Annotated in this window: 25 protein-coding genes; 7 read left to right on the forward strand and 18 right to left on the reverse strand. The window is 50.5% G+C overall.

The window, feature by feature from the left end:
- Positions 1-202: 202 nt before the first annotated feature.
- On the forward strand, positions 203-631 hold the full coding sequence (locus GRF59_RS08990) for a YhjD family protein (protein ID WP_237391688.1): 429 nt from the start codon (positions 203-205) through the stop codon (positions 629-631).
- Positions 632-751: 120 nt separating this feature from the next.
- On the opposite strand, the gene GRF59_RS08995 is transcribed toward GRF59_RS08990, so the two are convergent.
- The 4 genes from GRF59_RS08995 to GRF59_RS09010 form a co-directional block, all read right to left on the reverse strand.
- Positions 752-967: a hypothetical protein gene (locus GRF59_RS08995; protein ID WP_160497237.1), complete on the reverse strand. Its 216-nt coding sequence runs from the start codon at positions 965-967 to the stop codon at positions 752-754.
- Positions 968-1,073: 106 nt separating this feature from the next.
- Complete coding sequence (locus GRF59_RS09000; RefSeq protein ID WP_160497238.1) at positions 1,074-1,403, reverse strand: hypothetical protein; 330 nt, start codon at positions 1,401-1,403, stop codon at positions 1,074-1,076.
- A gap of 85 nt (positions 1,404-1,488) precedes the next feature.
- On the reverse strand, positions 1,489-2,061 hold the full coding sequence (locus tag GRF59_RS09005) for a xanthine phosphoribosyltransferase (protein ID WP_160497239.1): 573 nt from the start codon (positions 2,059-2,061) through the stop codon (positions 1,489-1,491).
- A gap of 97 nt (positions 2,062-2,158) precedes the next feature.
- Positions 2,159-2,749: a DedA family protein gene (locus GRF59_RS09010; RefSeq protein ID WP_160497240.1), complete on the reverse strand. Its 591-nt coding sequence runs from the start codon at positions 2,747-2,749 to the stop codon at positions 2,159-2,161.
- A gap of 161 nt (positions 2,750-2,910) precedes the next feature.
- Between GRF59_RS09010 and GRF59_RS09015 the strand changes: the two genes are divergently transcribed.
- A complete protein-coding gene (locus GRF59_RS09015; protein WP_160497241.1) occupies positions 2,911-3,939 on the forward strand; it encodes a YkvI family membrane protein in 1,029 nt (342 codons plus the stop codon).
- Here the strand turns inward: GRF59_RS09015 and GRF59_RS09020 are convergent.
- The 3 genes from GRF59_RS09020 to GRF59_RS09030 are packed head-to-tail and all read right to left on the reverse strand — an operon-like array spanning position 3,926 to position 9,560.
- Positions 3,926-7,111, reverse strand: a complete 3,186-nt coding sequence (locus GRF59_RS09020; protein WP_160497242.1) for an AAA family ATPase — start codon at positions 7,109-7,111, stop codon at positions 3,926-3,928. The genes GRF59_RS09015 and GRF59_RS09020 overlap by 14 nt on opposite strands.
- A complete protein-coding gene (locus GRF59_RS09025) occupies positions 7,101-8,423 on the reverse strand; it encodes a metallophosphoesterase family protein (RefSeq protein WP_160497243.1) in 1,323 nt (440 codons plus the stop codon). Before GRF59_RS09025 ends, GRF59_RS09020 begins: the two co-directional genes overlap by 11 nt.
- A 12-nt stretch (positions 8,424-8,435) precedes the next feature.
- Complete coding sequence (locus GRF59_RS09030; RefSeq protein WP_160497244.1) at positions 8,436-9,560, reverse strand: glycosyltransferase family 4 protein; 1,125 nt, start codon at positions 9,558-9,560, stop codon at positions 8,436-8,438.
- A 219-nt stretch (positions 9,561-9,779) separates the two neighbouring features.
- On the opposite strand from GRF59_RS09030, the gene GRF59_RS09035 reads away from it, so the two are divergent.
- Both GRF59_RS09035 and GRF59_RS09040 read left to right on the forward strand, forming a co-directional pair.
- Positions 9,780-10,928: a GGDEF domain-containing protein gene (locus GRF59_RS09035; RefSeq protein WP_237391689.1), complete on the forward strand. Its 1,149-nt coding sequence runs from the start codon at positions 9,780-9,782 to the stop codon at positions 10,926-10,928.
- Positions 10,929-11,021: 93 nt separating this feature from the next.
- Entirely contained in the window at positions 11,022-12,368 is a 1,347-nt protein-coding gene (locus tag GRF59_RS09040; protein ID WP_160497246.1) for an RsmF rRNA methyltransferase first C-terminal domain-containing protein, read from the forward strand.
- A gap of 65 nt (positions 12,369-12,433) precedes the next feature.
- Here the strand turns inward: GRF59_RS09040 and GRF59_RS09045 are convergent, their stop codons facing one another.
- From GRF59_RS09045 to GRF59_RS09065, 5 genes are all read right to left on the reverse strand, one after another.
- Positions 12,434-13,234, reverse strand: coding sequence for a Cof-type HAD-IIB family hydrolase (locus GRF59_RS09045; protein ID WP_160497247.1), 801 nt, complete (start codon positions 13,232-13,234; stop codon positions 12,434-12,436).
- Positions 13,235-13,340: 106 nt separating this feature from the next.
- Positions 13,341-14,093, reverse strand: a complete 753-nt coding sequence (locus tag GRF59_RS09050; protein WP_160497248.1) for a pseudouridine synthase — start codon at positions 14,091-14,093, stop codon at positions 13,341-13,343.
- Positions 14,090-15,643, reverse strand: coding sequence for an RsmB/NOP family class I SAM-dependent RNA methyltransferase (locus GRF59_RS09055; RefSeq protein WP_160497249.1), 1,554 nt, complete (start codon positions 15,641-15,643; stop codon positions 14,090-14,092). Before GRF59_RS09055 ends, GRF59_RS09050 begins: the two co-directional genes overlap by 4 nt.
- Before the next feature lie 256 nt (positions 15,644-15,899).
- Positions 15,900-16,721 carry a GTP diphosphokinase gene (yjbM, locus tag GRF59_RS09060; protein ID WP_160497250.1) on the reverse strand — a complete coding sequence of 274 codons (822 nt, stop codon included), beginning with the start codon at positions 16,719-16,721 and terminating at the stop codon, positions 15,900-15,902.
- A 24-nt stretch (positions 16,722-16,745) separates the two neighbouring features.
- Positions 16,746-17,840, reverse strand: coding sequence for a quinone-dependent dihydroorotate dehydrogenase (locus GRF59_RS09065; protein WP_160497251.1), 1,095 nt, complete (start codon positions 17,838-17,840; stop codon positions 16,746-16,748).
- Positions 17,841-18,026: 186 nt separating this feature from the next.
- Here GRF59_RS09065 and GRF59_RS29955 point away from each other — a divergent pair, with 186 nt between their 5' ends.
- Entirely contained in the window at positions 18,027-18,161 is a 135-nt protein-coding gene (locus GRF59_RS29955) for a hypothetical protein (protein ID WP_272914970.1), read from the forward strand.
- Here GRF59_RS29955 and GRF59_RS09070 read toward each other — a convergent pair whose 3' ends face one another.
- The 3 genes from GRF59_RS09070 to GRF59_RS09080 all read right to left on the reverse strand — a co-directional run bounded on the left by GRF59_RS09070 (position 18,162) and on the right by GRF59_RS09080 (position 21,383).
- Complete coding sequence (locus GRF59_RS09070; protein WP_341480032.1) at positions 18,162-19,583, reverse strand: L,D-transpeptidase; 1,422 nt, start codon at positions 19,581-19,583, stop codon at positions 18,162-18,164. It abuts the gene before it with no gap.
- A gap of 112 nt (positions 19,584-19,695) precedes the next feature.
- Complete coding sequence (locus tag GRF59_RS09075) at positions 19,696-19,944, reverse strand: ferredoxin (RefSeq protein WP_160497253.1); 249 nt, start codon at positions 19,942-19,944, stop codon at positions 19,696-19,698.
- 143 nt (positions 19,945-20,087) lie between these two features.
- On the reverse strand, positions 20,088-21,383 hold the full coding sequence (locus GRF59_RS09080; RefSeq protein WP_160497254.1) for a DNA polymerase IV: 1,296 nt from the start codon (positions 21,381-21,383) through the stop codon (positions 20,088-20,090).
- A 178-nt stretch (positions 21,384-21,561) separates the two neighbouring features.
- Here GRF59_RS09080 and cimA point away from each other — a divergent pair, with 178 nt between their 5' ends.
- On the forward strand, positions 21,562-23,187 hold the full coding sequence (cimA, locus tag GRF59_RS09085; RefSeq protein ID WP_160497255.1) for a citramalate synthase: 1,626 nt from the start codon (positions 21,562-21,564) through the stop codon (positions 23,185-23,187).
- A gap of 75 nt (positions 23,188-23,262) precedes the next feature.
- Here the strand turns inward: cimA and GRF59_RS09090 are convergent, their stop codons facing one another.
- Complete coding sequence (locus GRF59_RS09090) at positions 23,263-23,817, reverse strand: TlpA family protein disulfide reductase (protein WP_160497256.1); 555 nt, start codon at positions 23,815-23,817, stop codon at positions 23,263-23,265.
- 238 nt (positions 23,818-24,055) lie between these two features.
- On the opposite strand from GRF59_RS09090, the gene GRF59_RS09095 reads away from it, so the two are divergent.
- Positions 24,056-24,511: a M67 family metallopeptidase gene (locus GRF59_RS09095; protein WP_160497257.1), complete on the forward strand. Its 456-nt coding sequence runs from the start codon at positions 24,056-24,058 to the stop codon at positions 24,509-24,511.
- Here GRF59_RS09095 and GRF59_RS09100 read toward each other — a convergent pair.
- Positions 24,498-25,238 carry an exonuclease domain-containing protein gene (locus GRF59_RS09100; protein WP_160497258.1) on the reverse strand — a complete coding sequence of 247 codons (741 nt, stop codon included), beginning with the start codon at positions 25,236-25,238 and terminating at the stop codon, positions 24,498-24,500. The genes GRF59_RS09095 and GRF59_RS09100 overlap by 14 nt on opposite strands.
- A complete protein-coding gene (locus tag GRF59_RS09105) occupies positions 25,235-26,314 on the reverse strand; it encodes a DUF294 nucleotidyltransferase-like domain-containing protein (protein ID WP_160497259.1) in 1,080 nt (359 codons plus the stop codon). The genes GRF59_RS09100 and GRF59_RS09105 overlap by 4 nt, the downstream gene beginning before the upstream one ends.
- Between the last annotated feature and the right edge of the window lie 54 nt (positions 26,315-26,368).

The following is a 26,368-nucleotide window of genomic DNA, read 5'->3' on the forward strand; positions in this document are numbered from 1 at the left end:
ATTTGTCGCATCCGCGTTTCAAACTCTTTCGCGGCGACAAGATAGATCATACCATGCTGATAAAATATAGTCAACACTTTTCCCTAAAAAAAGTTTTCACGCGACATTTCGGGATTAAATTCCATATCAAAAAGTGTTGATTAGAATCCATGGCTCAGGGTAAAATAAGAACACAAGTTCGCAAATGAAGGTGGTGTTCTTAATGACAGCCCCAGGCATAACCCAAGATGAATTATCGTTGATCAAAAGCTATTTGCTGCTTCAATTTATCCATAAAGTGTTTGACCGCGATCTGCGGATCATGAAAGAAAGCGGCGTGTTCAAAACCCCCGAGCTCTACATGGAAGTTCTTGCGGGAGGGGACCGGCAAGCTTTAATGCTGCTGTCGGAAGTCAAGCGTGAGTTCAAAAGCCGCAGAATTCGGGTGTACCAAGTCGGCCAGGATGAACGCGGGATCGAAGCGGAATATGTATGCAGAGGATACACGGGAGAAATGAATATTTTATGGCCCGCATTCCGCAGCGAGATGCTAGCCAGAATGAAAGCTTATTTGGGACTTCAATCTGCAGCTTCTCCCGGAGGTTTCGCCCCTGAACCGCATCCTTCCGCCACGGCTTTCCAGAATTCTTAACCATGTTCAAAAAACCGCTTCAACCACCAAGCAGAGCTTGATCGGTCGAAACGGCTGCACATTCCAATTATTTTATTGTACTCGTACCGGATAATCAAAGTATGCCTCTGACTTGACCCCTTAAGCCTCCGGATTCGCGCGCGGTTCATCAAACGGCTGGTAAATGTACTTGCGGTCAAGCTTGACCACCTTGCGATTGCGGCGACGGATCATGACCTGCTCGTCATTCCATGCAACCACGATGCCTTTAACATCATTATCTTCAATGCCATCGCGAACCACTCTGACCATTTCTCCGGAAAGGCGGTAGCTGTTTAACTGCTCATCAGTAATCATCATTATGGCTCCCTTCTTTTATCTTCACAAAAAAAGACCTAAATGGGCTCATTTAGGTCATATCTTTGCAGCAGACTCCTGCCTGAATTGTTATCTAAACGGCAAATTAACGTTGTGCATGTTCTTTGCTGTCGTTTTTCTCAAACCAAAAATCGAGCACGGTCGAAGACATCACCCGTTTTTCAACATACTCCACCTGATGAGGGGTAAACAATTCCTTCCAGGAAAAGTCAAGCTCATCACACATGCGCACGATGGTCAGCAGCTCTGACCAGGCGACATAGCGTTTGTACCAGAAAAACTGAGGATGCTCCATAATATAGGGATAAAGATCATCAAACTCCGTATGTTTGCAATCCAGTGCGCGTTCGAAGTGATCCTTCGCTGCAGCCAGTTTATCGACGAAATATTGCTCCGTTACCGGTTCTTTCCCCATTTGTGCTGCCTCCCCTCTTCGTGTTCTCAACTATATTATAAGCGAAAAGAATGTTACATGAAAGGAATTGTTTATATTTGGACGATTACTCGCCAAAGGTAATGGTGCCGTTATCAAGCGACTCAATGCGCACCAGCGATTCCAGTCGAATCCCTTGTTCACGAATGGCGCGGGCACCTGCCTGGAAGGATTTTTCCACGACGACGCCAAGTCCGACCAACTCGGCTCCTGAACGGCTGATAATCTTCACCAGTCCCCTTGCCGCATCACCATTGGCAATAATATCGTCAATAAACAATACTTTATCCTGTTCATGAATATATTTACGCGAAAGCATAATATCGGTGACGATTCCTTTGGTGAAGGACGGCACACGCTCGCATAGAGCATCAGGATCGGCCAGAAGCGTTTTTTTCCGGCGGGCGAACACCAGCGGAACACCCAACTCGAGCGCCGTCGCAAAGGCAACGGCAATACCGGAGGATTCAACTGTAATGACACGGGTCACGCCTGCATCCGCAAAACGCGCGGCAAATTCACGGCCCATCTCCATCGTAAGCTCCGGATCGACCTGATGATTAAGCAGCCCGTCCAGATTCAGGACTTGCTCCGACATGACCGAGCTTTCTTCAATAATTCTTTGCTTTAATTTATCCATTCCATCAACCCCCAAGACGGCACTTCTTTTGACGTAAAAATAACATAATCCTTGTCCACTATTCAAGAATTAATAACACAATCCGGTCCGATGTTAATCAGCGCTTTCTCCACCAGACGATGACGGCGCTCGCAATTGCGATCAGAGCAATGACAATCACACCGATGCGGAGCGTCGAACGTTCCATCGCAGCAGCCACCTCATTCCAGTGATAACCTACAGCATGACCGATCAGCAAAAACGTTGTACAGAACAGCAATGCACCTGCTGCCGCATAGAGCAGATAACGGCTCACGGGAACTTTGGAAATCCCCGCCATGTAGGAGGACAGATGCCGAAGACCCGGAACGAAATAGCCCAGTAAAATGCTCCAGGAGCCGTAGCGCTTAAACCAGGCTTCCGTGGACGCCAAGCGGCTTGGCGTTATCCGTATCCACTTGCCGTAACGTTCCAGCAGCGGCTTGCCCACCTTCCGTCCCAGCGTATAACTAATCATCATACCTGTCATACTTCCTAAAAACGTAACTACAAGTGCCCCGGCAAAATGAAAATGTCCTTGCGCAATCATTCCTCCGAAAGTCGCGATTAGTGTCTCATCCGGAACCGGAATTCCCAAAATGCCTAGAGCAAGCAGTATAAACAACGCGATGTAACCGTATTGCGTCAGGAAAACCATAATTTCTGCCAAACGTGTTACCTCTCTTTTCTCATGCGGATCTTCTAGAGTTTGTCATAAACCTGAGGTCTAACCGATTTTTGGACATGTTAAGTCATGTCCTTCATGTCCTCATCATAACCTGTACTAAGCGAAGTGCACAATAGCGCCGCTTTAAAGCAGGGAGGAACATGATGAAAACCGGGATACGCATTTTTCAAATCGCATTTACATACATCGGAACCATCGTCGGAGCCGGGTTCGCAACCGGGCAGGAAATCATTCAGTTTTTTACCCAGTACGGCAAATGGGGGGCTCTGACCATCATGGTTGCCACGGCCCTGTTCGTCTGGCTTGGAACGAAGATGATGCTCATGTCACGACGGATCTCTGCCAGATCCTATGAAGATTTGAACAAGCATCTATTCGGACCTCGGGCAGGAGCTGTCATCAGCATCATCATGCTGATTATACTGATCGGCGTTAACAGCGTCATGTTGGCCGGTGCGGGTTCAGTATTTATGGAGCATCTCAATATGCATTATCAGACAGGCCTGCTGCTAACGATTATTGGAACCTATTTGCTTCTGAAGCGCGGCATTCAAGCCATCTTGCAGATTAACAGTATCGTCGTTCCTATGATGTTGACTTTATCTGTGCTTATCGTGCTTAATACGCTCAAGATGCCCACAGCTGACCGCTTCCTTAGCTTATCAACCGACCAGCATATGGTGGCCGTCTGGTTCTCCCCCATTATCTACACGGCCTTTAACCTCGTCATGGCCCAAGCCGTGCTTGTGCCCCTGGGAAGCAAGACAGAAAGCGCAACCGCGGTAAAATGGGGCGGGATCGCCGGAGGCATCGGTGTCGGACTGATGCTGCTCTCTGCTCATATAGCGATCTCTGCACACATGCCGGGCATCCGTCAGTATGAAATCCCTATGGGCAGTATCGCAACGCATCTCGGTGCGGTTGTCCAAATCATTTATGTGCTGCTCATTTTCATGGAAATATTCAGCACGTTTGTTGCCGATATTTATGGAATTACGCTCCAAATTCAACAGCACACCACGCTGTCTCCGAAGCTCATATCCGTAGGTGTCATGTTCATCTGCTTCATGCTCAGCCAGTTTGGCTTCAGTTCGCTATTGTCCGTGTTATACCCGCTGTTCGGCTGTCTGAGCATCCTGTGGGTCGTGAAGCTCATGCTCAAATCGGGATAATTTCGGCCTCGGACAGCCTTTTCCGTACCTGATCCGACATATACCTGTGGCAGGTGAGCAGAACGATCTGCCTGTCCGAAGCCAGCCTGCCGACCAAATCAAGTGCGGAGCACATCCGTTCTTCATCGAAATTAACGAATAAGTCATCCAGGATCAAGGGGATCGAGAGTGAGCTGTTCATACTGCCTGCAAGCGCGAAGCGCATTGCCAAATACAGCTGCTCTGCCGTCCCCCGGCTCAGCTGCGAGCTGTCGATCAGACTACCGTCATGATGCTCCGCAAGCAGCTTTTTCTCACCCAATTTCATCACAATCCGTCTGTAATTCCCTCGGGTAAGTTCATGGAAATAAGTTGAGGCCAACTTCAGTACCTGAGGCTGTTTTTCCTGTTCGTAAATCCCCCGGGTCCTCGTGATCAATTCCGAACAGATGGAAAGCACCGCATACTCTGCAGCAATGTCTTTCAACATGGACTTCTGCTCCTCCAGCTGCTGCAAAGCGGTATCATGCGAGCAAAGACCCACCAGTTGATCCTTTTCCTGCAAAAGCCTTCCCCGCTGCTGCTGCAGTTCGTTCCATCGCTTCTCAGCCTGCGCCAAATCTTCTTCCGCTCTGTAGCATGCGTCATCAAGTGCGGTATTATCATGCCGTTCCAGCATATCCTCCAAAACCCGCCTCTGCTCATCCGGCCACCCGCTGAACATCGCGACTTCCAGCTGCCTAATCATGCGGTCCAACTCAGTACGGCGTCCCGCCAGCGTGCCCATTCTTAAAAAAGTCTCCTCATCCGCTGCCTGTGCCTCATCAAGAAGCGACTGCATCATCTTGGAAGACCGGTTCCGTTCCCCGTTCAATCTTAGAATCTCCTCTTGAATCGGCTCAAGCTTTGAGCTGACGGCCTCCTTCTTGCGAAGAAGAACCTGCTGTTCCTCCCACGCCTGCCTTCTCAATTCCAGCCGGGAGATCACATGGATGCCCTGCGTCTCCTGCTCTGCCAATAACAAAAGGCATTCGTTCTCATAGGCTTCAATTTCCTGCCTCAGAGATTCCTGTTTGCGTTCCAGCGCGTCAAGCCGCCGTACCAGCTCCATTCCCTGTTCAGCGAATCCAAACATATCCATTACCGTTTCAGGCGAGCATCCTTCCGCAAGGCCTCGCTCCGCAAGCCAGAACTGCCACTGAGAGTCCAGCTCCGCAAACGTGCTTTCTTCTCCATCCATTTTACGAATGAGATCGGATAATTCCCGCCGCAATAATTCAGCCCGCTGCCTCGCCTCAGCTGCTTCCGATTTCGAGCGTTCCAGTTCCTCTTGCCACAGCAGATAAGCGTCGACCAGCTTCCGAAGCCCACGCAGGGCAGACTCCATATCCTCCTCGGGGATGGGGAATTCTCGCAGACGATGGCCTGCCGAAGCCGCAGCCGTCAGAGGATCGGAAATCAGAGAAGTCATCAAGCGTGACAAGCGTTCTTCTCCCGTCTCAGAAATCTCCTGCGTTAACCGTCCCCTAGTTCTTCGGGAATGACGGTTCTTATCTGTCAGAGCCTGACTTCCCCGCCACAGCAAAACATCGGCTATGACAAAAACCAGAAGAGCAGCCACAGCCCCCCATGGAGTGTTCATAAACCATAAAGCGGCCGGAAAGATCACCGTCAGCACAGCGCAGGCCCATAGCAGCTTACCGTACAATGCCTTCATCCGCCCGTTGATCAGGGCATCCCTTTGTTCCTGCTCCATCGCCGAGCTCCGTTTTAGCCTGAATTCGCGCCATCGTTCCGCTTCCGATTGCAACTCCTGCCAGATCGGCAGCAGTTCTGCCTTGGTTTGCGGAATAAATATGTGAAAGCGCTCTTTGCCAGCTTCCTTTCGTTCGCGAAGAGCGTTTTCTGCGTGGCTCAGCTCATATTCTGCCGTTTCCAGCTGCCTATGTCTCTGCTCACGTTCAAGCGCAAGCCCTTCCATCCTACGGTCATATTCGGCAAAACCAGCCGAATATCGCCGGACGGTTTCTCTCTCGGAGACCGCTCCGGAGAAGGCTCTTAAGTGGGATATTCCCCATCCGGGATGAATCTGCAGAAGCAGTCTCTGGAGCTGCTGCGTCAACGCTGCCTCCTCGCCGGACAACTCTTGTAGCTCCTTCATCCGCATTTCCATATACTCGCGGCGGCTCGAAAGCCTCTCAATAATCGGGCCTTGACTTATCAACTGTTCGTCTGTCCGGAGCTCCTTCAGCCGGTTATTCCAATCCTCCGAGGCTCGTTCGAGCTCCTCCAGCCTGAGATCTATCCGATTAAGTTCTTCGCGCAAACGTTCCCAGCGCGGGAGACCTTCTGCAGGAAACGGAATTTCGCCTGAAATCGCCCCCCGTTCCATAGACGCTTCCTTCCATTCCAACCACTGCGTGCGAATTTCCTGCGCTTTGTGAACCACGACAAGTTGTCTGTTTACGTCTGTCTTGCATTTTTCCGCTTCCGCAATTTTTTGCTGGGTATCCTCCAGATTAGATTCGGCGGTCATATATTTGGACAGATAGGAACGACTTTCGGCAATTTCACGCTGCAGCTGCTCCATTCTCAGCAGGATCTTGGCGCTCTCCTGCACACGCCCCCGCGGCTTGTACAGCTTCTCCATATGCTGGGTAAGCTTTCTTTCGGCCCGGACGATTTCTCCGCCTCCGCCGAAGCCGGCATGGAACAGATAACTGCTCATTTCGTCGGATTGCAAGGTTCGGATTTCCTGAAGCTCCGTCAGGGTAACGGCAAACAGCTGATTGAACATATCCCTTGTCATCCCGCCCAAAAGCTCTTGCTCCAGCTCATTCTGTGTCCTCTCTATAGCAACTCCTTGGGCTTCTGTTTTCACGATGGACAGCCGTTCTCCGCGTCCGCTTCCCGAGCGCTGCTCCGAGGAAGCATATCTGGTGACGGTCCACTTCGAACCGTCTGCCGCCTCCGCAACCAGCACGCCCCCATGGCTGCCGCCTCCGGGAGGCTCATATCGTTCAGTAGGGTACATGCGGCCGGGTATGCCATAAAGCATCGCTCGCACGAACATGAGAATGGTGCTTTTCCCCGCTTCATTCGGGCCTGCGAGCATAGATATGGGAGCATTAAAATGGATCTCCCGCTCTTTGATTCTGCCGAAGCCATGAATGTACAAGCGCTCAAGCCTCATCGATTTCCTTGTCCCCCTTTCCTTCTTGATGGCCGGAAAGAAGGTGAATGGCCATTTCTTCAGCCCGGTTCAGCCACAGCGTCTTCTCTTCTTCATCGATACCGCTCAGCAGCCTGCTCAGCTCCCGATTGGACGTCAGAGGATTCAAGGCACTCCGTAGCAGCTCGCTACGGCTGTTCCCTTCTTCACGTGTCTGCTGCGCGAAGCGGAGCAGTTCTCCAAGAAAGCTGTCCTCCTTCAACAAGGCATGACGATCGACCCACGGCCCCGATCGGACTTGAAAGCTTTCCACCCAGACGAGGCCTTCGAACCCGCTAGTTTCCACAGCCGATCGTACTGCTCTGCGCTGCAGCTCATGCAGCAACTCGTCCGCGATGCGCCCGTCTTCCAGCTTCTCATGCAGGCTTCCCCGACCCGTAAGAATAAACCGGACGATGCTCATTTTGCCGGGACATTCGTTTCGGATGTACTGCATCCTGTCTTCCACCAGCAATTGAAACGCTTCTTCGTCTTCAACGCCGTCTATCGGGATCGTCTCTTGAAACCAGCGAACCGTATCCAACTCATGAAATTCCATGTTTGGCTCCCCGATATCGTTCACCTGTACTACATAACAACCCTTTTTTCCGGTTTCGCGGACGCTTCGTCCCTGAATGTTGCCCGGATAAACAATATGGGGACGCTCATGCAGTACCTGTCTCTTATGAATATGTCCAAGAGCCCAGTAATCATAACCCGAACCAATCAAATCCTGCCGGGTACACGGTGAATAAGTTTCATGGGCCGGGTCTCCATCCACATTGGCATGCAGAAGCGCAATATGGAACAGGGATTCTTCCCTGTTCCTGCGAAAGTGAAGCGATGTATTTTCCGTAACTTTGGAAGTCGGATAGGATATGCCGCCGATAACTGCTGCTGGTCTCTTATCCTGTCTCCGAATTGCTACTACCTGTTCAAATTCAGGACCAAATACATGCACATGCTCTTTTTTTCCGGATTTCATGCGCGGGCTGTCGAGAGGATCATGATTCCCGTGAATGATATATGCCCTGATCCCCTGCCCACCCAGCCGATCCAGCGCTTCGTGAAACCGCAGCTGGGCCTGAAGCGACGAGTCTTGGGCATCGTAAACATCTCCGCTGATCACCAGAAAATCAACCTGTTCTGAGATCGCCAGCTGCACCAAGCGATCAAGCGAAGCAAACGTGGACTCGCGTAAAAAGGAGCGGATCCCCTCCGACAATTCGCTAATGCCCTTAAACTGGCTGTCGAGATGAAGATCCGCGGCATGAATGAACTTGAAAGAAACCATTCAATCACTCTTTCATGAAGAATATTGTAAGTATAATTTTTTAAGTTCGTTCACGGCATGAGTCAAGGAATAATGGCTCTTCGCCTTATCCCAGGCCGTGCGAGCCAAATCATAGCGATAGAGCGGATCGGCAATGACCTTCTCCAGCGCTTCGCTGAGCGCCATATAATCTTCTGGAGGCACGAGGAGGCCGTTGACGCCATCTTCGATCTGCTCGGATATGCCGCCGACATCCGTTCCGACTAATGCCAGGCAGCTCAGGGCAGCCTCCGCAAAAACGGAGCCGAAAGCTTCCGCTCTGGATGGCAAAACGAATATATCAAAGAAAGGCATGAATTCCTCCGGATGGAGCGTATATCCGTAAAAAATGGTTTCATTATATATGCCAAGCTGCTTGGCCAGCGTTTCAAGCTCCGTGCGGAAAGGACCGTCCCCAATAATATGAAGCACATAATCCAGGCCGTTTTTCTTAAGCTCAGCACAGGCTTTAAGTAAGATGTCAAGCCCTTTGGCAGGCACCAGGCGGCACACGGTGATCAGCTGAGGCACTTCATTTTCATGCGGAACGGGCTTAAAACGTTTTTCATCAAAACCGTTTGGCGTTACGCCTATTCTTTCCGGCTGATCGACGTAGGCACCCAGATAATCCGCGAAAGACCGTGACACGGTCAGCATTCGTTCGCTCCGCAGCTCCAGTTCGCGATAAAGGGAAACGAGGAACCGGTGCTCCGGGCCGTCAGCTTCGATTCTCCCATTCAGAATCAACTCTTTTTCATAACTAGAGTGGATGCTTTGTATGAGCGGAATATCGGGAAACACCTGTTTCATCGCCAGGCCCGCGATCGGATGATGGGCATGAATCAGATCATATGGCTTTTGAATGCGAAGTTTCGTCCACCACAGGTAATCCCTGTAGGTCTGAATATATTTTTGAACCGTGGGGCTGTCACCGTATTCCGTCCAGTCGAAGGTTTCGAAACGGATCTCCTCATGGCCTTTGTTGCGGATGCGCTTGGGCAGCCAGAACATCTCCATATCCCACCTTGACGATTGAAACCGCTCCTGCATATAAGGAATCATCGAGGAAACGCCACCCGGTTGCTCCGGTGGAAAGAAGAGTGCTTGCAGTAATCTCATGGGGAATGCCCCTTTCCGTAATCTCTTATTCTCCGGGAATCTGCAGAATCACCCAGCTTTGCGGACTTTGGCTGCCATTTATGATCGAACGATAAATTTCCGATCAATATAATAGGCCTCTACTGCAGATCCCCCTCGTTTCAGGATCTTTGAAATTATGATATATTAGAACATATGTTTCAGTAAAGGAAAACCATTTTCGGGAGCCGATATATGATTATGCCTTACACATCTGGATCATCATCCGCCATTCAGGCGGGTATAGCTTCAGCTTGCAGTCTGTACATCATACTCATCATGACGCTAATGTGCCTCATTATGTACAGCAAGCAGCGAAAAAAAGCCTATTTGTCGATGGTGACTGCCTTTCTTTTCATTATGACATACGAAAGTCTGAACATCCATTTCGCTTTTTCACCGGATCGGAATCATGGAAGCGGTATTTGGGCAGCCGATCTGCAAATTTTTTCGTTCCTGCTCCTGAATCTCTCGGTTTATCAGTTGTACAGGCGAATGAACCGAGCTTCTTATACGGTATTTGCTGTTCTAACGCTGCTGTTTTTAGTGCCTGTCAGTTCAGCATTCATTCCTTTTGGAGGAACCGGCTGGCAAAAGCTTTACTTGGATGTCTATCAGCTGGGCATTCTATGTGCGGGAGTTTCCTTTATTTCGCCGCGGATCGGTCAGCGCGGGAAATATTTCGCGGGAATCGCCGTGTATTTTGTGTATATAGCGATCGGAATGCTCTCCCGTTATGCAAACGAACAGGGAGCATGGATCGATGGAGCGTTATTGTGGCTGCCGCTTGCGTACTACACCATCCTATTCTTGATTCTGTTTGAACGCATTGTCGAGCTAATGCAGTCGATTTACCGTTCCTCCATAACGGATGGTCTGACGAATCTCTATAACCGCCGCTATTTCACAAAACAACTGAACCGTTATGTCGAGCAGGGCGTCAAGGTATCCATGATCTTTTGCGATATCGACAATTTCAAAAAGCTGAACGATACCCAAGGGCATCATCGTGCAGATTTGGTATTAAAGCAGGTTGCAGCTATTATTGATGAAGAAGTATCCGAGTTCGGTCTTAGCGGCCGGTTTGGCGGTGAAGAGTTGGTGGGGCTGGTCGTGGACAAGCGGGCCAAGGTCGCCCAGATCGCAGAACGCATTCGTGCCCGAGTAGCCGAGGAATCCATTGTGACACTAAGCGTAGGATACAGTTCACTGCGTAAAAATGTCTCTGCCGAAGAACTGGTGCAACAAGCCGACCAGGCGATGTACCGCTCCAAAACGACAGGCAAGAACAAGGTATCCCCTTACCGGGTACCTTCACCGAAGAAGGACGCGGAAGAAACCGTATCCTAATGCAGGAAAACATACATAACCATCATTATCAAACAAAACAATCATGAGGATTTCCGAATCCGGACAACCATGTTGAACAAAGGAGTTTGAACCATGGGCAAAGAAAATCTGCCTTCCGTATACATTGAACAAATGAAACCCATACTTGGCGGGGATCTTCCCGCTTTTTTGCACAGCTATGATCATCCGCGAACACAAGGTCTGCGCTTTAACGAACTGAAAACCTCTCCCCAGCTTAAGCAGGCAGTCATCTCCAAGTTTGACCTGACGCCGGTTCCCTGGTGCCCAAGCGGGTACTACTATACGGAAACATCCAGACCCGGCAAGCATCCGTACCATCAGGCAGGGCTGTATTATATTCAAGAGCCGTCAGCGATGTCGGCGGTTGAATTGCTGAATCCGCAACCGGGTGAGACCATCCTGGACTTGGCGGCCGCACCCGGAGGCAAAAGCACTCATATCGCCTCCAAAATGCAGGGCAAGGGAGTCCTTGTCTCCAATGAAATACATCCGGAACGCGCTAAAATTCTTGCAGAGAACGTGGAACGGATGGGTGTCGCTAACGCCCTTGTTACCTGCGCCGCACCGGATGAGCTCTCCCGCCGGTTTCCGGAGGCTTTTGACCGAATCATGCTGGACGCTCCTTGTTCGGGTGAGGGCATGTTCCGGAAGGATCCCAAGGCATTGGAAGAATGGTCCCCCTCGCTGGTAGAGATGTGTGCGGTCCGCCAGCGCGACATTCTGGACCACGCCTATCTGATGCTCAAGCCTGGAGGAACGATGGCTTATTCGACATGCACCTTCAACCGTAGTGAAAACGAAGACATGATGGAGCAATTCACAACCCATTATCCCGACATGGAGATCGTTGAAATGAAACGGTTATGGCCTCATCAAGAGGCCGGAGAAGGGCATTTCGTAGCCTTGCTCCGAAAGCAGGAGAATCCGGAACAGACCGGAGCAGAGAAGAAAAAATCCCGTAAAGCACAAAATAAAGGTAAAAATAACAAAGCTGAGCAAACCGCTTTGAGCGAGTTTGCCGCTTGGTCCGCCGAAGAACTCCCCGGATACCGGCTCCCACCAGGCAGTCCTGTGTTATTCGGAGAAGCCCTGTACCTGCTCCCGGCAGAAGAACCACTTTCTGTTAGCGGCCTCAAAATTCCAAGAGCAGGCCTTCATCTGGCTCATTTGAAGAAAAACCGGATCGAACCCGCCCATGCGCTGGCCATGGTCCTAACGCCGGAGCAAGCCAAACGGCATATACAACTCGCTGCGAGCGATCCACAGGTGGATGCGTACCTGCGCGGGGAAACGCTGCCTGTTGATCCGATGCTTCGCGGATGGACGCTCGTAACCGTAGATGGTCTACCATTAGGCTGGGGCAAAGCAAGCGGAGGCCAGCTGAAGAATCATTATCCCAAAGGTCTTCGCCAATTTTAAACCATCCAAAAAAAGGTACTCTGAGGTCTTATGAAGACCTCGGAGTACCTTTTATCATTTCCGGATTAGGATAAGCAGTATTTGAGCAGGGCTGCATGTACGCCGTCCTCATTATTTGACGCAGTTACTTCATTTGCAGCTGCTTTCACCTCTAACGGAGAATTGTCCATGGCAATGCCGAGACCCGCGAAGGTAAGCATGGTAATATCATTAAAATAATTGCCGATCGCAAGCACTTCCTCCTGCCGGACTCCGCGGCGATCTGCCAGCTGCTTAAGCGCGTTGCCTTTGGAAGCGTCCGGATGCATCAAGTCCAGGAAATACTCGCCGCTGCGCAAAATATTGAATTCGGGTTTCCATAAAACAAGTTCCTCGTAAACCTTGTCCAGCACATCGGCATGATCAAACGCGGTTACTTTAACGATCGGTTCGCTGAATTCCGTCAAAGGCGGGAGTGCCGCAGGCAGCATCAGAAAATTCTCATACATGCTGCGCACCTCAACAGCCATCCCCTCCACACTGTCGACATACATATGAAACGCGGTATTGACATCAAAATGGACGCGCTTATCGCGGAAAAAATCCATATAAGCCAAAATCGCTTTCGAATCCATGGCAAACTGGTGCACGACTTCCTTCGACTCTACATCCACCGTTGCCGCTCCATTATGACTGATGACATAACCAGTCAATCCGATCTGTTCCATGAATGGAATAGAATTTTGCGGTCCTCGCCCCGTGCAAAGCACGATTTCAGCCCCGCTGCGGGATACTTCCCGGATCGTGCTTATGGTTTGTTCACTCAGTTCATGGTTGTCATTCAGCAGGGTTCCGTCAACATCCAGAGCAATCAGCTTATAATTCACGTCTCCATCCATCCTTTTAAGTCATTTTATCTATAACGATGAATCATTCTTCTTATTGTAATACAGGAATGTTATCGAAGTGTAACCTGTATTTTTCTGCCAGCACTTATTCGTTCATTTTAAGCAGGCCAAGCTCTGCATCCGTGAGTTCCCGGTATTCGCCCAGTTTCAGTTCTGCATCCAAATTCAGGTTGCCCATCCGGATGCGTTTCAAATAAAGAACCTTTTTGCCAACCGCCTCAAACATCCGCTTGACCTGATGGAATTTCCCTTCGTGGATCGTCAGCTCAATTCGGGAAATAACCTCATCCTCCCGCCGCTCTTGCTGCAGGATAACCAGTTCTCCCGGCAAGGTTACATAACCGTCATCCAGCGTGACTCCCTTGCCAAACTGCTCCACGTCTTTTTCGTTAACGTCGCCGGACACGAGCGCCGTATAAGTCTTGGGCACATGCCGCTTGGGGGATAATAACTCATGGGCCAGCTTGCCGTCATTCGTAAGCACCAGCAGCCCTTCGGTATCCTTGTCCAAACGTCCCACCGGAAACGGCTCGAAAGCCAGAATCGCCGGCTCAAGCAGATCCAATACGGTACGATCACGGTTATCCTCCGTGGCGGACACCACTCCTGGAGGCTTGTGCAGCATGACATATATGAACTCTTTGTATACAATCCGTTCCCCGTCCAGCAGGATGACATCCTCTTCAGGATGAACATGCATGCCGCTGTCTTTCGCGCGGACTCCATTCACTGTGATGAATCCCTGTTTTACGTATTTCTTGATTTCGCTCCGGCTGCCATACCCCATATGTGTCAGCACTTTATCGAGTCTTAGGGTTACTCTCCCTTTTCCGCTCATACGGAAGTCCACCTCCACCCTGCTGGGTATTCATTTTTCAAAAAACCGTCCTGCCATTTGCCGAAGCCTGCAGAAAAGCCGTCGATACATACCAGTACGTATCCTTTGATGTTTGTACCTTCGGAACAACGAATGCGGCCGGATTCCACATTAAGCGTCTCGCCCTTTAAGTAACGAACGGCCTCGCCTGTTTCCACCCGCAACTCCAGAATACGCAGGAATTCATGTGGTTGCAGAGCTGTGGCCAGCGGATGAGCAGGGACAAAGCGGCCGTTCTTCGTATCTCCCATATACCAGCCCGGACGCACAACCTTAAGCCCGTCCAATGCCTCGGAAGGAAGCGGAGATTGATAGATATGCTGCCCGTAGACAATGGCATAACCATCAGGTTCAAAGGTAAGATGGCTATTCAGAAATTCGTTGTACGCCTCGAGTGGGCCGGACGTTTGATCAGCCGCAGAAACCTTAGAGGAATCTTTTCCTTTTTTTCCGCCGCTTCGATTCCGATCAGACCGGGCATGATCCTTGCCGCGCAGACGTCCTCCTTCTGCTGTATGGGAAGGTTCAGCAACGTCCAGATGCCCGTGTTCCGCTTCTTCTGTTCCATCATGCTGCAGCACGGCGAGGAAATGTCCCTCTCCTTCGATCAGATGCGGCCACAAGCGCGCAGTATGCTCTGCTTGTTTCCATATCTCATCCAAAATGAAAGACGTTTCCTCCATATTCTCCCGGATCCAGCCCGTTTCTCCCTTGGCGAACAGCTCGCTTCGCGCAGGCGCCTGTACATGAAAATGCTCGTGATCTGCAAGGAAACCGGCAATAATGGCTTCATTTTCCTCCGGCGAGAATGTGCAGGTAGAATAAACCATACGCCCGCCGGGCTTCAGCATTTTTGCTGCCGACTTCAATATATCCCGCTGCATGGCTGCGTATTTTGCCGGAGATTCGGCTGTCCATTGGCGGATCATATCCTCGTCCTTACGGAACATGCCTTCACCCGAGCATGGGGCATCGACAAGGATCTTATCGAAAAAGGCCGGGAATTTGCTTGCGATCCGGTCCGGATGCTCCTGCAGTACGACGCCGTTACGCACACCGTACAGCTCAAGATTTTTGGCCAGCGCTTTCGTCCGCTCCGCATTCAGATCATTGCTGACAAGAAGGCCCTGGCCCTTTAGCTTGGCTGCGATCTGAGTGGACTTTCCTCCTGGAGCGGCGCATAAATCAAGCACTTTTTCGCCCGGCTGAACGTCCAGAAGCTCCACTGGAGCCATGGCGCTGGGCTCTTGTATATAATAGAGACCGGCATGGTAATAAGGATGCCTTCCTGGCCTTTCGCCTGTTTCCGTATAGAATCCCGTTGGGCACCATGGAATCGGCTTCAGCTGCCAAGGGCTTAGCGCAAGCATTTCCTCCACGGAGATTTTCAGCGTATTGACTCTGAGTCCGCTGAACGGATTATGGTCGTATGAAGCGATAAAACGATCGTAATTCTGTTGCAAAAGCGACTTCATCCGCTCTTCAAAAGCGGCAGGCAGCTGCTGTGCCATGTCATTCATCATCCTGTTCTGTCTTGATTAAAGTGAACCCGTCCCATTTTATCATATTTCGTGAAGAAGCTCTCTATCCGCAAAAGAAGCGAAAGATATTAAACGCTTCATTCCTGCTTGTTGAACCGTCATTATATTGTATCGGACTATAGGTCCGGCTGTCCAAGGTTCATGCATGCGAAATAAACGGCCTGCTGTCCATTAGGACAGCAGGCCGTTCTACGCGATATGCTATTCCATTTCGCCCGCCAATCATCTAATCCTCGTTCGAATCTTCCTTGCGGTAAGCCTTCATCAGCTTCAGCACATCCTCCAGCAGCTCCTTCATCTCCTCCATGTCTCGCTCTGCGCCCTGGTTGGCCCAAATCCGGTTAAACCGTTCTTGGAACTCCATTGCTTCATTGACAAGATGATAGAAGTACAGCTGGTGAATCAACGTCAGAACCCGGGAGGTCACATTTGAATCATCTTCAAATTGTTTCTGAGCTACCAGAATTTCTTCACGGATGCTGGACATCTCGTTATCGAGTACCGCAGCCGCTTCGGCTGCCTTCGACAGTCTCCGTCTCATTTCATCCGGCAGGCTTTCGCGATATTTGTAGCTTAAGGAATGCTCGATCGTCGCCCAGAAGTTCATAGCCAAAGTCCGGATCTGAATCTCGGCAAGAACCTGCTTCTGCCCCAGAGCCGTTTGCACCGGGTACTCGACGATCATATGGAAGCTGCGGTAGCCGCTCTCCTTGTAATTCGTAATATAGTCTTTTTCGTATAAGAGTTTCAGGTCTTTCCGTTTGCGGATATATTCGGCCACACGCCGGATATCCTCTACAAACTGGCACATAATGCGAATGCCGGCGATATCCTCGATTCCGGTTTCCAGCTGGTCCATCGGCACGTTTAACCTCTTCGCCTTCTCCAAAATGCTGGAAATCCGTTTCACGCGGCCTGTCACAAACTCGATCGGCGCGTATTCTTCGCGTTTTTTCAATTCCGCCCGCATGGTTTTGAATTTGACTTTAAGTTCTTCAACGGTTTGCTCATACGGTAGTAAAAACAATCCCCAATCCCTGCCGTCCATTCACATGCCTCCTGTCTGTCTCCTTCAGCGATGGTCAGCTCCTACGGCTTCGGAAACATGTGAGAATCCATCCCGACGCAGAAGCTCCCTGAGGCCGGCATGAAGCCGGCGGTTCACTTCGGGACCTTCATATATAAGAGCTGTATAAATTTCGACCAGACTTGCTCCAGCCCGGATTTTTTCGTAAGCATCCTCAGCGGTAAAAATGCCTCCCGACCCGATGATCGGCAGTTTTCCTTCAGTCTGTCTGTATACCCGGGAAACAACCTCCGTGGAGCGCGCCCGCAGCGGTCTGCCGCTGATTCCGCCTGTTTCCTGCTTGTTCGGATGAGTTAAACCATCCCGGCCAATCGTTGTATTGGTGGCAATAATTCCGGAAATCCCGCTCACCGCGAGGGCATCCACCATCATCTCCAGCTCCTCATTACTTACATCCGGAGCGATTTTCACCAGGATATGCTTGGATTCACCGTATTTTTGCGCCTGCAAGCGCATCTCTTCCATAATATGCATGATCAGCGAGGAAAGCTCGCTGCCATACTGCAAATTCCGCAAATCCGGCGTATTCGGCGAGCTGATATTCACAACAAAGAAGTCACCGTACGGATACAGCTTACGGATGCATTCCTGATAATCTTTATAAGCTTCCTCGTTGGGAGTCACTTTGTTTTTGCCGATATTGACTGCGACGGGAACGGGTCTTGTTTTCAGCCCGGACAGCCTTCGCGCCATGGCTTCCGCGCCTTCATTGTTAAAGCCCATCCGGTTTAACAACGCCTCGTCCGGCGGCAAGCGGAATAAACGGGGCTGATCATTGCCCGGTTGTCCCTTCGGCGTGACGGTTCCCACTTCCATGAATCCGAAACCGATGGAGGAAAAGCCTTCAACGGCTGCCGCGTTTTTATCCAATCCAGCCGCCAATCCGACCGGAGTAGGGAAATGAAGTCCGAATAAATCAACTGCCAGATCCGGCGTTTCGCTAACGCCGTACATGCCTTTCAGAAGACCGGAGCCTCCCGGTAAAGATCCGGCTGTATGTAAACCTCCGATCACCAAATGATGCGCTTTTTCAGGGTCCATCTTGAAAAAAAACGGTTTTGCTACATTTCGGTACAGCACCTGTTACTCTTCCTCTCCATCCACTGATATGTTCTCTACCTTTAAGTTTATCCTTTTCCGCAATAAAAGAAAAGTTTTTTACCTTGTCCTTCAGCTAGATATTGCCCTTGTCTTGCTGGCATTTTAGGGATAAACACATTACAATTGAAGTGTCCACTGAATATGATAGAAAGAGGGTTGAACTCTATGGCAACCAAGCGCAAGCCTCCGACACTTCAGCAAAAAAAGGAAGAAGTGAACAGAAAGGCTATTTTTTGGTCCGGCCTCAGTTTATTGCTTCTCATTCTGCTGATCGTTGTGCTCATTATCTTTAACACCTGATTACAGCCAGTGGTACGTTTTCCGTGGGTTCGCCTGATCCTGTTCCCGTTTCGTTTGGAATCTTTCCTTAGGGACGAGCAGTTCATCAGGCAAAACCCCTTTACTTATCAGTACCGGCGTTCCCATTGGAACCATATCAAACAGCTCCTCTACATCCGCCTTGCTCATCCGGACACATCCCTGCGATTCGTCCGCTCCGACGCTGTCAGGCTCATTCGTGCCATGAATGGCGTAATTCGTTCCGGAAAGCTGCATCCCCCTGCTCCCGAATTCCCCGTCCGAGCGGCCATTTGGATTCATCACTTTATCCGTCACGACGTAATTTCCTTCCGGGGTTCGTATGCCTCCTAGCCCAACCTTGTAATTACGCAGGATCATGCGCCCGCTGACTACGGCCAGACGGTGATTGCCCTTATCCACAATGATTTTCAGCGGCTCCTCAAAAAAAGGCTTGTCGCCCCATGTCTTAGAGAATGCTCCCGCCTCTTTCGAGCCTCCTGCTGTCTGCTTTGAATCCGGCGGTTCCTGTCCTGCCGCTTCCGCCTTCACTCGCTGCAATAATGGCTGGAAAGCTTCTTTCATTCCATCCGTCGTGCCGGATACCCAGTTGCCCGGGAATGGGCGCAGAAGATCACCCAACTTCTCAGGAAAACCGCCTGTGTTGTTCTTATACGCTTTGATTGCGCTGTATAACAGCGCCTGTTCTTCTTGTTCTCCTGTCCAAGCAAATGCTTCTTCTGACAAATCGCTTGCGTTCGAAGGTTGGCAGTTGCAAGTTTTGGAATTGTACGACTGGTAGCTGAGTGCACCGGCTCCCTTGTTTTCCAGCGTATAGCCAAGAGGAAGATGCCTGCCCCATAACAGCCAGTTCCCTTCTTTTTTCATTTCGAGTACCGCCAGTTTCCCCCTTAATAACTGAGTATGGGTGAATGGACCCGGTTCGATTTGCAATCCCCCGGCTCCGAAGCCGCCTTCCTGCGCTGCCGTAAACATTACCCGGTCCGGATCAGACGTATTCTCTGCCGGAGCGCTTTGGCCTTCGGAATCGTTCGGAAGATCCTTCAAACCGTCAGTTTGTTTTTCAAGTAAAGCCTCCTCTACCTTCTTGCCCTGTCCCGGCGCATCCACCGACGGAACCACCGCAAGCAGGAGGAGCATCAGAATAACGAGCGTACGCCGCATTCGGACGGATCGGCGGTGCTTCTCATGTGCTTGCTGCAGCAGCTTCGATTCGTATTCTTGCCATATATCTGAAGGCATTTTGCTCGTTTCGAATGCCTCGTATATTCCACCGGACTGATTAAAACAATAATTGGCTTTTCCGTATTGCCCTTCTTTTTCATATTCCTTGCCAAGCAGATACCAACCCATTTTGTTATCCGGGTGCATCTGTACATATTTTTTAAGGTAAAGTGAATTCACCACGGGTTCCTCCATCATTACAATTGTGTTGTTATATATATATCGGCTGACGGAGCATAAAAAAACATCCTCCATCGGGCCTAAACCCGAGAAGGATGTTTCAGGTATTTCTCTATTTTTCAACAGCGATCCGAAAGGGACTGTCTGCTATTTTGATGGAATCCGTCGGGCAGCCGTCCGTCGCATCCTGAAGATCGTCGAACAACCCCTCCGGAATTTCCGTCACTCCCTGATTGGCATCTCCGTCAAATACCACTTCCGCAAGCCCTTCATCATCATAATCGTAGATGTCCGGCGCCGTGGCTCCGCACGCCCCGCAGGATATGCACGTATCCTTATCAACCCAACAGTATTTTGCCATGATATTCCCTCTGCCTCCTATTGCAAAAACAGCATTTCGTACGGCCTAATCCGGTCGCAAATCTTATCCTATAGCATCTTTCCAGGGGAAGCCTATGATAAATATCACTTACTTCTTGGCTTCATGCTGTATATATTGAATGATTAAGGAAGATCCAGTCCCTCTTTATTAACATAATCCATCTGCAGCGAAGTTCCCCTCAACTTATGATTGCGGAGCAGAACTGAAGGATCATCGCCCAGCATGCCAGCAGTGACGACCGCATTCTCCCCGAACTTGTTGCGGAGCATATCCATTGCTTGCGTTAACGATTCTTTCTTCGGCTGCTTCTCGTATTCAAATAGATCCAGTTGAATGGCCGATTCGCACTTCGGCGTTAACTGCTGAAGTGTAATTCCAAGCAGTCTCACCGGTTTATCCCAGTTCCAGTGTTCAGCATAGAGGCGGCGTGCTTCATCGTATATGTCATTTGCATTTTCAGTAGGCGTAGCCAACGCCCGGCTGCGCGTGATGGTTTTCATATCCGGCGTGCGTATCGTGATCTGTATGCCGCCTGCAACAAGCTCCTGGCGCCGCAGCCTGCGCGCAACCTGATCACTGATGTTCAGCAGTACCCGGTTAACATCCTCGCGTGCCTGGATATCGGTTGGCAGCGTCGTGGTATGGCCGATCGATTTATTCTGTTCCCGCTCTTCCAGAACGGGCGAGTGATCGATACCGTTAGCAGCCTGCTTCATCCAGACGCCGACAACTCCAAAAGCCCGGGTGAGCGTTTCCTCTTCCGTTTTTGCCAGCTGTCCAATGGTGTATATCCCGATTTTCCTCAGCTTCTCAGCCGTTTTGCCGCCGATTCCGAATAGTTCTCCGCAAGGTTTATCCCATAGAATACGGGCTACGTCGCGGATCCGAAGTACCGATATCCCTCTCGGCTTTTTCATGTCAGAGGCCATCTTGGCAAGCAGTTTATTCGGGGCGATTCCTACCGAACACGGCAGCGCGAGCTCTTCGTCTATTCTCCGCTGAATTTCCTCCGCGATTTGCTGCGGCGTGCCGAACTGCCTTGAACCGGTAATGTCCAGATAACATTCGTCAATGGAAGTCGCCTGCATCAGCGGCGTATAGGAATAGGCTATTTTCATGAATGCATTCGAGTACTTGCGATATAAATGGAAATTGGGCTGGATGACGATGAGATCAGGACACAGCTTCAGCGCCCGATTCACGTGCATGCCGGTAGATATCCCCCGCTGTCTTGCGGCATAGGAGCAGGTGACGATGATTCCTTTGCGCAGCTCAATGCTTCCGGCCACTGCCGTCGCCTTGCCGCGGTATTTTTCCGGTTCCTCCGCTTCATGGACAGAGCAATAAAAAGCGTTCATATCGACATGTAAAATGACCCTTCCGTTTGATGGATAATAGGCGTCAACATCACTCTTCATGAGTCCTTATCACCTTCGCAAATTTCATTACTTCCAGCATAACGTTCCTCGAAAAGGAGGTCAAGAAACCACATGCGGGAAAACACGGAATTCTTTGTTACATTCCCGCGTAAAAATGTTATAATATTAAACTATAAATAAAAATCGAATTTATAAGACTTCCAAAGGAGGACGCTTCATGTCAAAGTCCATATCCATCTTCGACACAACCCTGCGCGACGGCACCCAAGGAGAAGGAGTCAGCTTGTCGGCCGACGATAAACTCAAAATTGCCAAAAAGCTCGATGATCTTGGTGTTCAATATATTGAAGGTGGGATTCCGGGAAGCAACAGCAAAGACATCGAATTTTTCAAAAGAGTGCAGCAGCTCGGACTCAGCGCCAAAATCACGGCATTCGGCAGCACGAGACGCAAAGATAGCCACGCAGATCAGGACGCGAACCTGAAACGCATTATCGAGTCCGGTGCCCAGGCTGCGACGCTCGTCGGAAAATCATGGGACTTCCACGTGCATACCGCACTTCAAACGACGCTTGAAGAAAACCTGGCCATGATTTACGATTCCATCGCCTATCTGAAGCAGCAGGGTCTTGAGGTGATTTTCGACGCGGAGCATTTCTTCGACGGTTACAAAAACAACCCCGAATATGCTGTCTCCGTATTGAAAAAAGCCCAGGAAGCCGGAGCGGATTGGCTTGTCATGTGCGACACCAACGGCGGAACGCTTCCACATGAAATCAGCAGCATCGTCACGACGCTTCACACCGGATTGCCGCAGGCAAACCTCGGCATCCACACCCATAACGATTGCGAACTCGCGGTTGCCAATACGCTCAGTGCCGTCCAGGCCGGCGCCCGTCAGGTGCAAGGGACCATTAACGGCTATGGCGAGCGCTGCGGCAACGCCAACCTCTGCTCCATCATCCCGAACCTGCAGCTTAAGCTCGGTTATGAGTGTATCGGCGAGGATCGTCTGAAGCAGTTGACCAACACCGCGCGTTATGTGAGCGAAATCGCAAACGTCAATATGCCGGTAAATCAGCCCTATGTCGGAAATGCGGCCTTCGCCCACAAGGGCGGCATTCACGTGTCCGCGATCCTGCGGGACTCCAGAACCTACGAACATATCGTTCCGGAATGGGTTGGCAATAAACAGAGGGTGCTGGTGTCCGATCTAGCCGGACAAAGCAACATCGTCTCCAAAGCCCATGATATGGGTATTGATTTCGATTCAACGAATGAACAATCCCGTAAGGTTATCGACAAAATCAAAGATCTCGAGCATCAAGGTTATACATTCGAAGCCGCGGATGCATCCCTTGAGCTCCTGCTGCGCGAAGCCGGCGAGGACATGAAGGAACTTTTCACGTTTGAATCGTTTAAGATGCTGGTTGAAAAAACAGCCGGACGGCCGGTTGTCTCCGAAGCGTTCGTGAAACTGAACGTTGCCGGCAACAACGTGTATACGGCTGCCGAGGGCAACGGTCCCGTCAACGCGCTCGACAATGCGCTGCGGAAAGCGCTGGTTCAATACTTCCCGGCCATTAAGGAAATGCACCTGTCCGACTATAAGGTTCGTGTTCTGGATGAGAAGGACGCAACCGCTGCCAAGGTCCGCGTACTGATCGAGTCCCGGGATATCAACAATTCCTGGAATACCGTCGGGGTATCGGGCAACGTCATCGAAGCGAGCTGGGAGGCACTGGTGGACAGTATGCGGTACGCTTTGCTCGGGCAAAACCTGCTTAACGAGCGTGATCAGGAGGGAGATTCCGCAGAGCAGCGGGGTCTTGTCAACCATTAATCCTTAATCCTTCCCGTGAAGAGCGAGAAAAAAACCCCGCTGTCCTTGTTGGACACCGGGGTTTTTCTCTTAACATCAGGATTTCACAAGATGCTTTATTTTCTTTTCCAAGTCCTTCGGAGGCAAAATGCCCAGCACCACTTCCTGGACGACCCCGCGTTTGTCGATGAGCACATTCGTCGGGAAAGCAAGCCCTTTATACTGCGTTTCGTAAATATCGGCTTTCAAATCAAGCATCACCGGGAAATTCACGCTATATTTTTCAATGAATTTCTGGGCATTCTTCTTATTATCGTATTTGGTCACGTTGACCCCATAGATGTTCAGGCTATCTTTGTATTTCTCGGCCAAGGCGTTCAGCTCCGGAGCTTCCTGCTGGCAAGGGCTGCACCAGGAGGCCCAGAAATTCACTAAAATTGCCTTGTCCTGCTGTCCTCCGACGTGATACTCTTTTCCGTCTAAACCTTCGGCAGTAAACGCAGGGGCAAGCAGCCCCGCCTTGGGCCCCGTCTCGGTTGGCATCACCTTTTCATGCGAGAAAACCGACTGAATGCCAGGTCCCGCATTCTGATAAATTGCGATGCCGATCAATACGATGACGCCAAGAAGAATATATAGGTTACGCTTCATGGATGTCTTCGTTCCTTTTCATAGAGATTCTATCTTGTATTGTACCCTCTTTTCACCGTAACTTACAAATGGTTTGAAAGAAATTTGCAAAAATCAGAAATTACAACTTGCACAAGAACCGTTCAGGCGAAAACGGCAAACAAGTACGATATTTAATTCGTAGGCGGGACCATGTATAACATGACAAAAAAATGCCCCTGCTTCATAGCAGGGGCCATACGAGAGGGGAGAACTACGGTTGACAGAACTTCATGAAACCAGGCAAGAAATTTGGCTCAGCGCCTCGTGCGGAAGGCAAATAGCCGAGCACCTGTTTCTCAGGTTACCTTATGAAGCCTGCGGTGTATTGCGGGGTAAAGCTACAGCGGGCGGCATGCGGATCGATACCTTCGTTCCGATGCGCAACGTAGCGCCTGACCCGCTGCACCGTTTTATTCTTCATCCCGAGGATTGGACGAGAGAATGCTTGCGGGGGAAAGACCTGGTTGGCCTCTTTCATTCGCACCCTCATTCGCTTCCGGTTCCCTCTGAAGAAGATTTGCGGCAACTGCCGCTCTTTGGCGGTATGCTCACAGCATATCTGATCGGCAGCCCCGGTAAGACAGAGGGAATCATCCAGTTAAACGGGTATTCCATCCTTAAAGGAACAGATGGTGGTTTCAGTCTTCAAGCATGCAATGTCAGGCATGACTGAGACAGGCATATAGATCTCCAAGCGTATCCGCTCGGCTATTCTCTGCAATATCCCTCAGGTAAGAAGCCCAGAGTTTCGCGGTCATTCTCGCATCCTCCAGCGCATGATGCCTTCCTTCTATAGGAATTCCCCGTCCCATGAGTAAGGAGTCCAGTGCGTAGCTTTGGCGATAAGGTTCCAGCCAGCGTGCAATCATCATCGTATCAATGACGCGATGGCTGAGATTCACCTTGGATGTCTTCCAGAGAGCGGCATTCAAAAAAGACTTGTCATGTGCACTCGCATGCGCTACCAATACGCGATCACCCACGAAATTCATAAAATCATGCAACCCGTCGATCAGCGGCGGCGCCTGGTCAATCATGGGCTGGGTAATACCTGTGAGCTCAGTGATTTGACGGGGAACCGGCCGTTTGGCTTGAACCAGTGTGTAGAAGGGCTCTCCTTCCATAATATCTTCGCCTTCAGCCTTGAGCGCTCCGATGGACAATATTTCATCCCCCTGCTGAACGCGGAACCCGGTGGTTTCAAGATCAAAAATGACGGTTTTAAGCTTGTGTAATGGTGTATGCAGCATTTCCGGCCGACGCTGTTCTCTCATCAGAGAGCGGATAAAAGCCATCTGTTGTGCCGAATTTCCTCCCATCACGGATGCAATTGCCGACGGCACCCCGCCTTGGCGCAACATGCTCCAGAATCCGCCGTTACCGCGCTCCGGAGTTTTCATGGTCTTCCCCTCTCCGCAAATCGCAATCTTCTTTGCAGCGCTCGGTGAGTGCGTCTCACTGTCGTAAGACTGTCACGAAGTTTATATAGCAGCGGTTTTTTCTTCAGCTCCGACTGCGGCAGGAATCCGCTGCTGGAGTACACGCCGTCTTTTACCGTAAAGGATGCAGCAGCGCGGAGCGTCAGCGCCGTCAGAAAAGCACGCTGGCAGTTCTCGAACAGCATGTTGCCACCGTCTAGCAGCGTCAGTCTTTCCAGCCGTTTCAGCGTCGACGTTTCACTGATACCTTCTTGCAAAGCCATGTACCGAATGCTATTGACCAGTGGAATGTAAACCCCGTATTTTACATCGAAATCTCCAGCATGCTCACCAAAGCGTTCCGTAACCACCTGACCTAGAATGTTCAAGGTCGCCTTATGCCTGACCGTATTACGCAAAATGGCTGTGTTCATCTCCGGCGATTCGTGCAAGCTTTGTTCAAAAAAATGCCTCCATGCCGATGCAAGTGTTCGGTCTCCAGCAATAAAACGCATATCCGAAGCAATCATCAAACTGCGGACAGGCTCCCAGCTAAAATCTTGATGCCAGCAGGTCATCTGCCGCTGCCAATCTTCAAGGGTCTTTCGCCACAGCGGCTCGGAACACATGACTTTTCCTTTGCACTTTTCATATCCCAAATACTCCAGCAAATTGGACAAGTGGCGCCCAAATGCGTGAAAATACATTTCTTTGTCTTCATGAGCTTCATTACTGAGGATCAGCCCGTTATCCTGATCGCTCCAGAGCGTAGACTCACGGCGTCCCGAACTTCCGAATACGACAAATGCATAAGGAACCGGAGGCGGGCCGTAACCCGCCGCGTCCAGCTCATATTCGCATATCATAGCCGCCCTGGCTGCAACATCGTCATGCATATCGTTCACTAATGATGTCCATTCTGCAATCGGCAAAACGGTATATAAGCGTTCAAGCTGTCCTTGGTATTCCTGTCTCTTGTTCCTCAACTGTTCCCTTGAAGCTGCGTATCTTATGCCTTCCAAGTCCGGTTCAATATCCGCGTATTTCATGGGCTCCACCGCTGCACCTCCTGTCAAACCGCCGCCGGTAGCTATGATTTCCGCAAACTTTGT

Source organism: Paenibacillus dendrobii (genome assembly GCF_009807035.1).
Taxonomy (GTDB): domain Bacteria; phylum Bacillota; class Bacilli; order Paenibacillales; family Paenibacillaceae; genus Paenibacillus_AQ; species Paenibacillus_AQ dendrobii.

Excerpts from the sequence above, each read along its gene's own strand:
- GRF59_RS08990 (WP_237391688.1), top strand. The coding sequence starts at position 203 with ATGACAGCCCCAGGCATAACCCAAGATGAATTATCGTTGATCAAAAGC.
- GRF59_RS08995 (WP_160497237.1), bottom strand. The coding sequence starts at position 967 with ATGATTACTGATGAGCAGTTAAACAGCTACCGCCTTTCCGGAGAAATG.
- GRF59_RS09000 (WP_160497238.1), bottom strand. The coding sequence starts at position 1,403 with ATGGGGAAAGAACCGGTAACGGAGCAATATTTCGTCGATAAACTGGCT.
- GRF59_RS09005 (WP_160497239.1), bottom strand. The coding sequence starts at position 2,061 with ATGGATAAATTAAAGCAAAGAATTATTGAAGAAAGCTCGGTCATGTCG.
- GRF59_RS09015 (WP_160497241.1), top strand. The coding sequence starts at position 2,911 with ATGAAAACCGGGATACGCATTTTTCAAATCGCATTTACATACATCGGA.
- GRF59_RS09020 (WP_160497242.1), bottom strand. The coding sequence starts at position 7,111 with ATGAGGCTTGAGCGCTTGTACATTCATGGCTTCGGCAGAATCAAAGAG.
- GRF59_RS09025 (WP_160497243.1), bottom strand. The coding sequence starts at position 8,423 with ATGGTTTCTTTCAAGTTCATTCATGCCGCGGATCTTCATCTCGACAGC.
- GRF59_RS09030 (WP_160497244.1), bottom strand. The coding sequence starts at position 9,560 with ATGAGATTACTGCAAGCACTCTTCTTTCCACCGGAGCAACCGGGTGGC.
- GRF59_RS09035 (WP_237391689.1), top strand. The coding sequence starts at position 9,780 with ATGCCTTACACATCTGGATCATCATCCGCCATTCAGGCGGGTATAGCT.
- GRF59_RS09040 (WP_160497246.1), top strand. The coding sequence starts at position 11,022 with ATGGGCAAAGAAAATCTGCCTTCCGTATACATTGAACAAATGAAACCC.
- GRF59_RS09050 (WP_160497248.1), bottom strand. The coding sequence starts at position 14,093 with ATGAGCGGAAAAGGGAGAGTAACCCTAAGACTCGATAAAGTGCTGACA.
- GRF59_RS09055 (WP_160497249.1), bottom strand. The coding sequence starts at position 15,643 with ATGGCACAGCAGCTGCCTGCCGCTTTTGAAGAGCGGATGAAGTCGCTT.
- yjbM (WP_160497250.1), bottom strand. The coding sequence starts at position 16,721 with ATGGACGGCAGGGATTGGGGATTGTTTTTACTACCGTATGAGCAAACC.
- GRF59_RS29955 (WP_272914970.1), top strand. The coding sequence starts at position 18,027 with ATGGCAACCAAGCGCAAGCCTCCGACACTTCAGCAAAAAAAGGAAGAA.
- GRF59_RS09075 (WP_160497253.1), bottom strand. The coding sequence starts at position 19,944 with ATGGCAAAATACTGTTGGGTTGATAAGGATACGTGCATATCCTGCGGG.
- GRF59_RS09080 (WP_160497254.1), bottom strand. The coding sequence starts at position 21,383 with ATGAAGAGTGATGTTGACGCCTATTATCCATCAAACGGAAGGGTCATT.
- cimA (WP_160497255.1), top strand. The coding sequence starts at position 21,562 with ATGTCAAAGTCCATATCCATCTTCGACACAACCCTGCGCGACGGCACC.
- GRF59_RS09090 (WP_160497256.1), bottom strand. The coding sequence starts at position 23,817 with ATGAAGCGTAACCTATATATTCTTCTTGGCGTCATCGTATTGATCGGC.
- GRF59_RS09100 (WP_160497258.1), bottom strand. The coding sequence starts at position 25,238 with ATGAAAACTCCGGAGCGCGGTAACGGCGGATTCTGGAGCATGTTGCGC.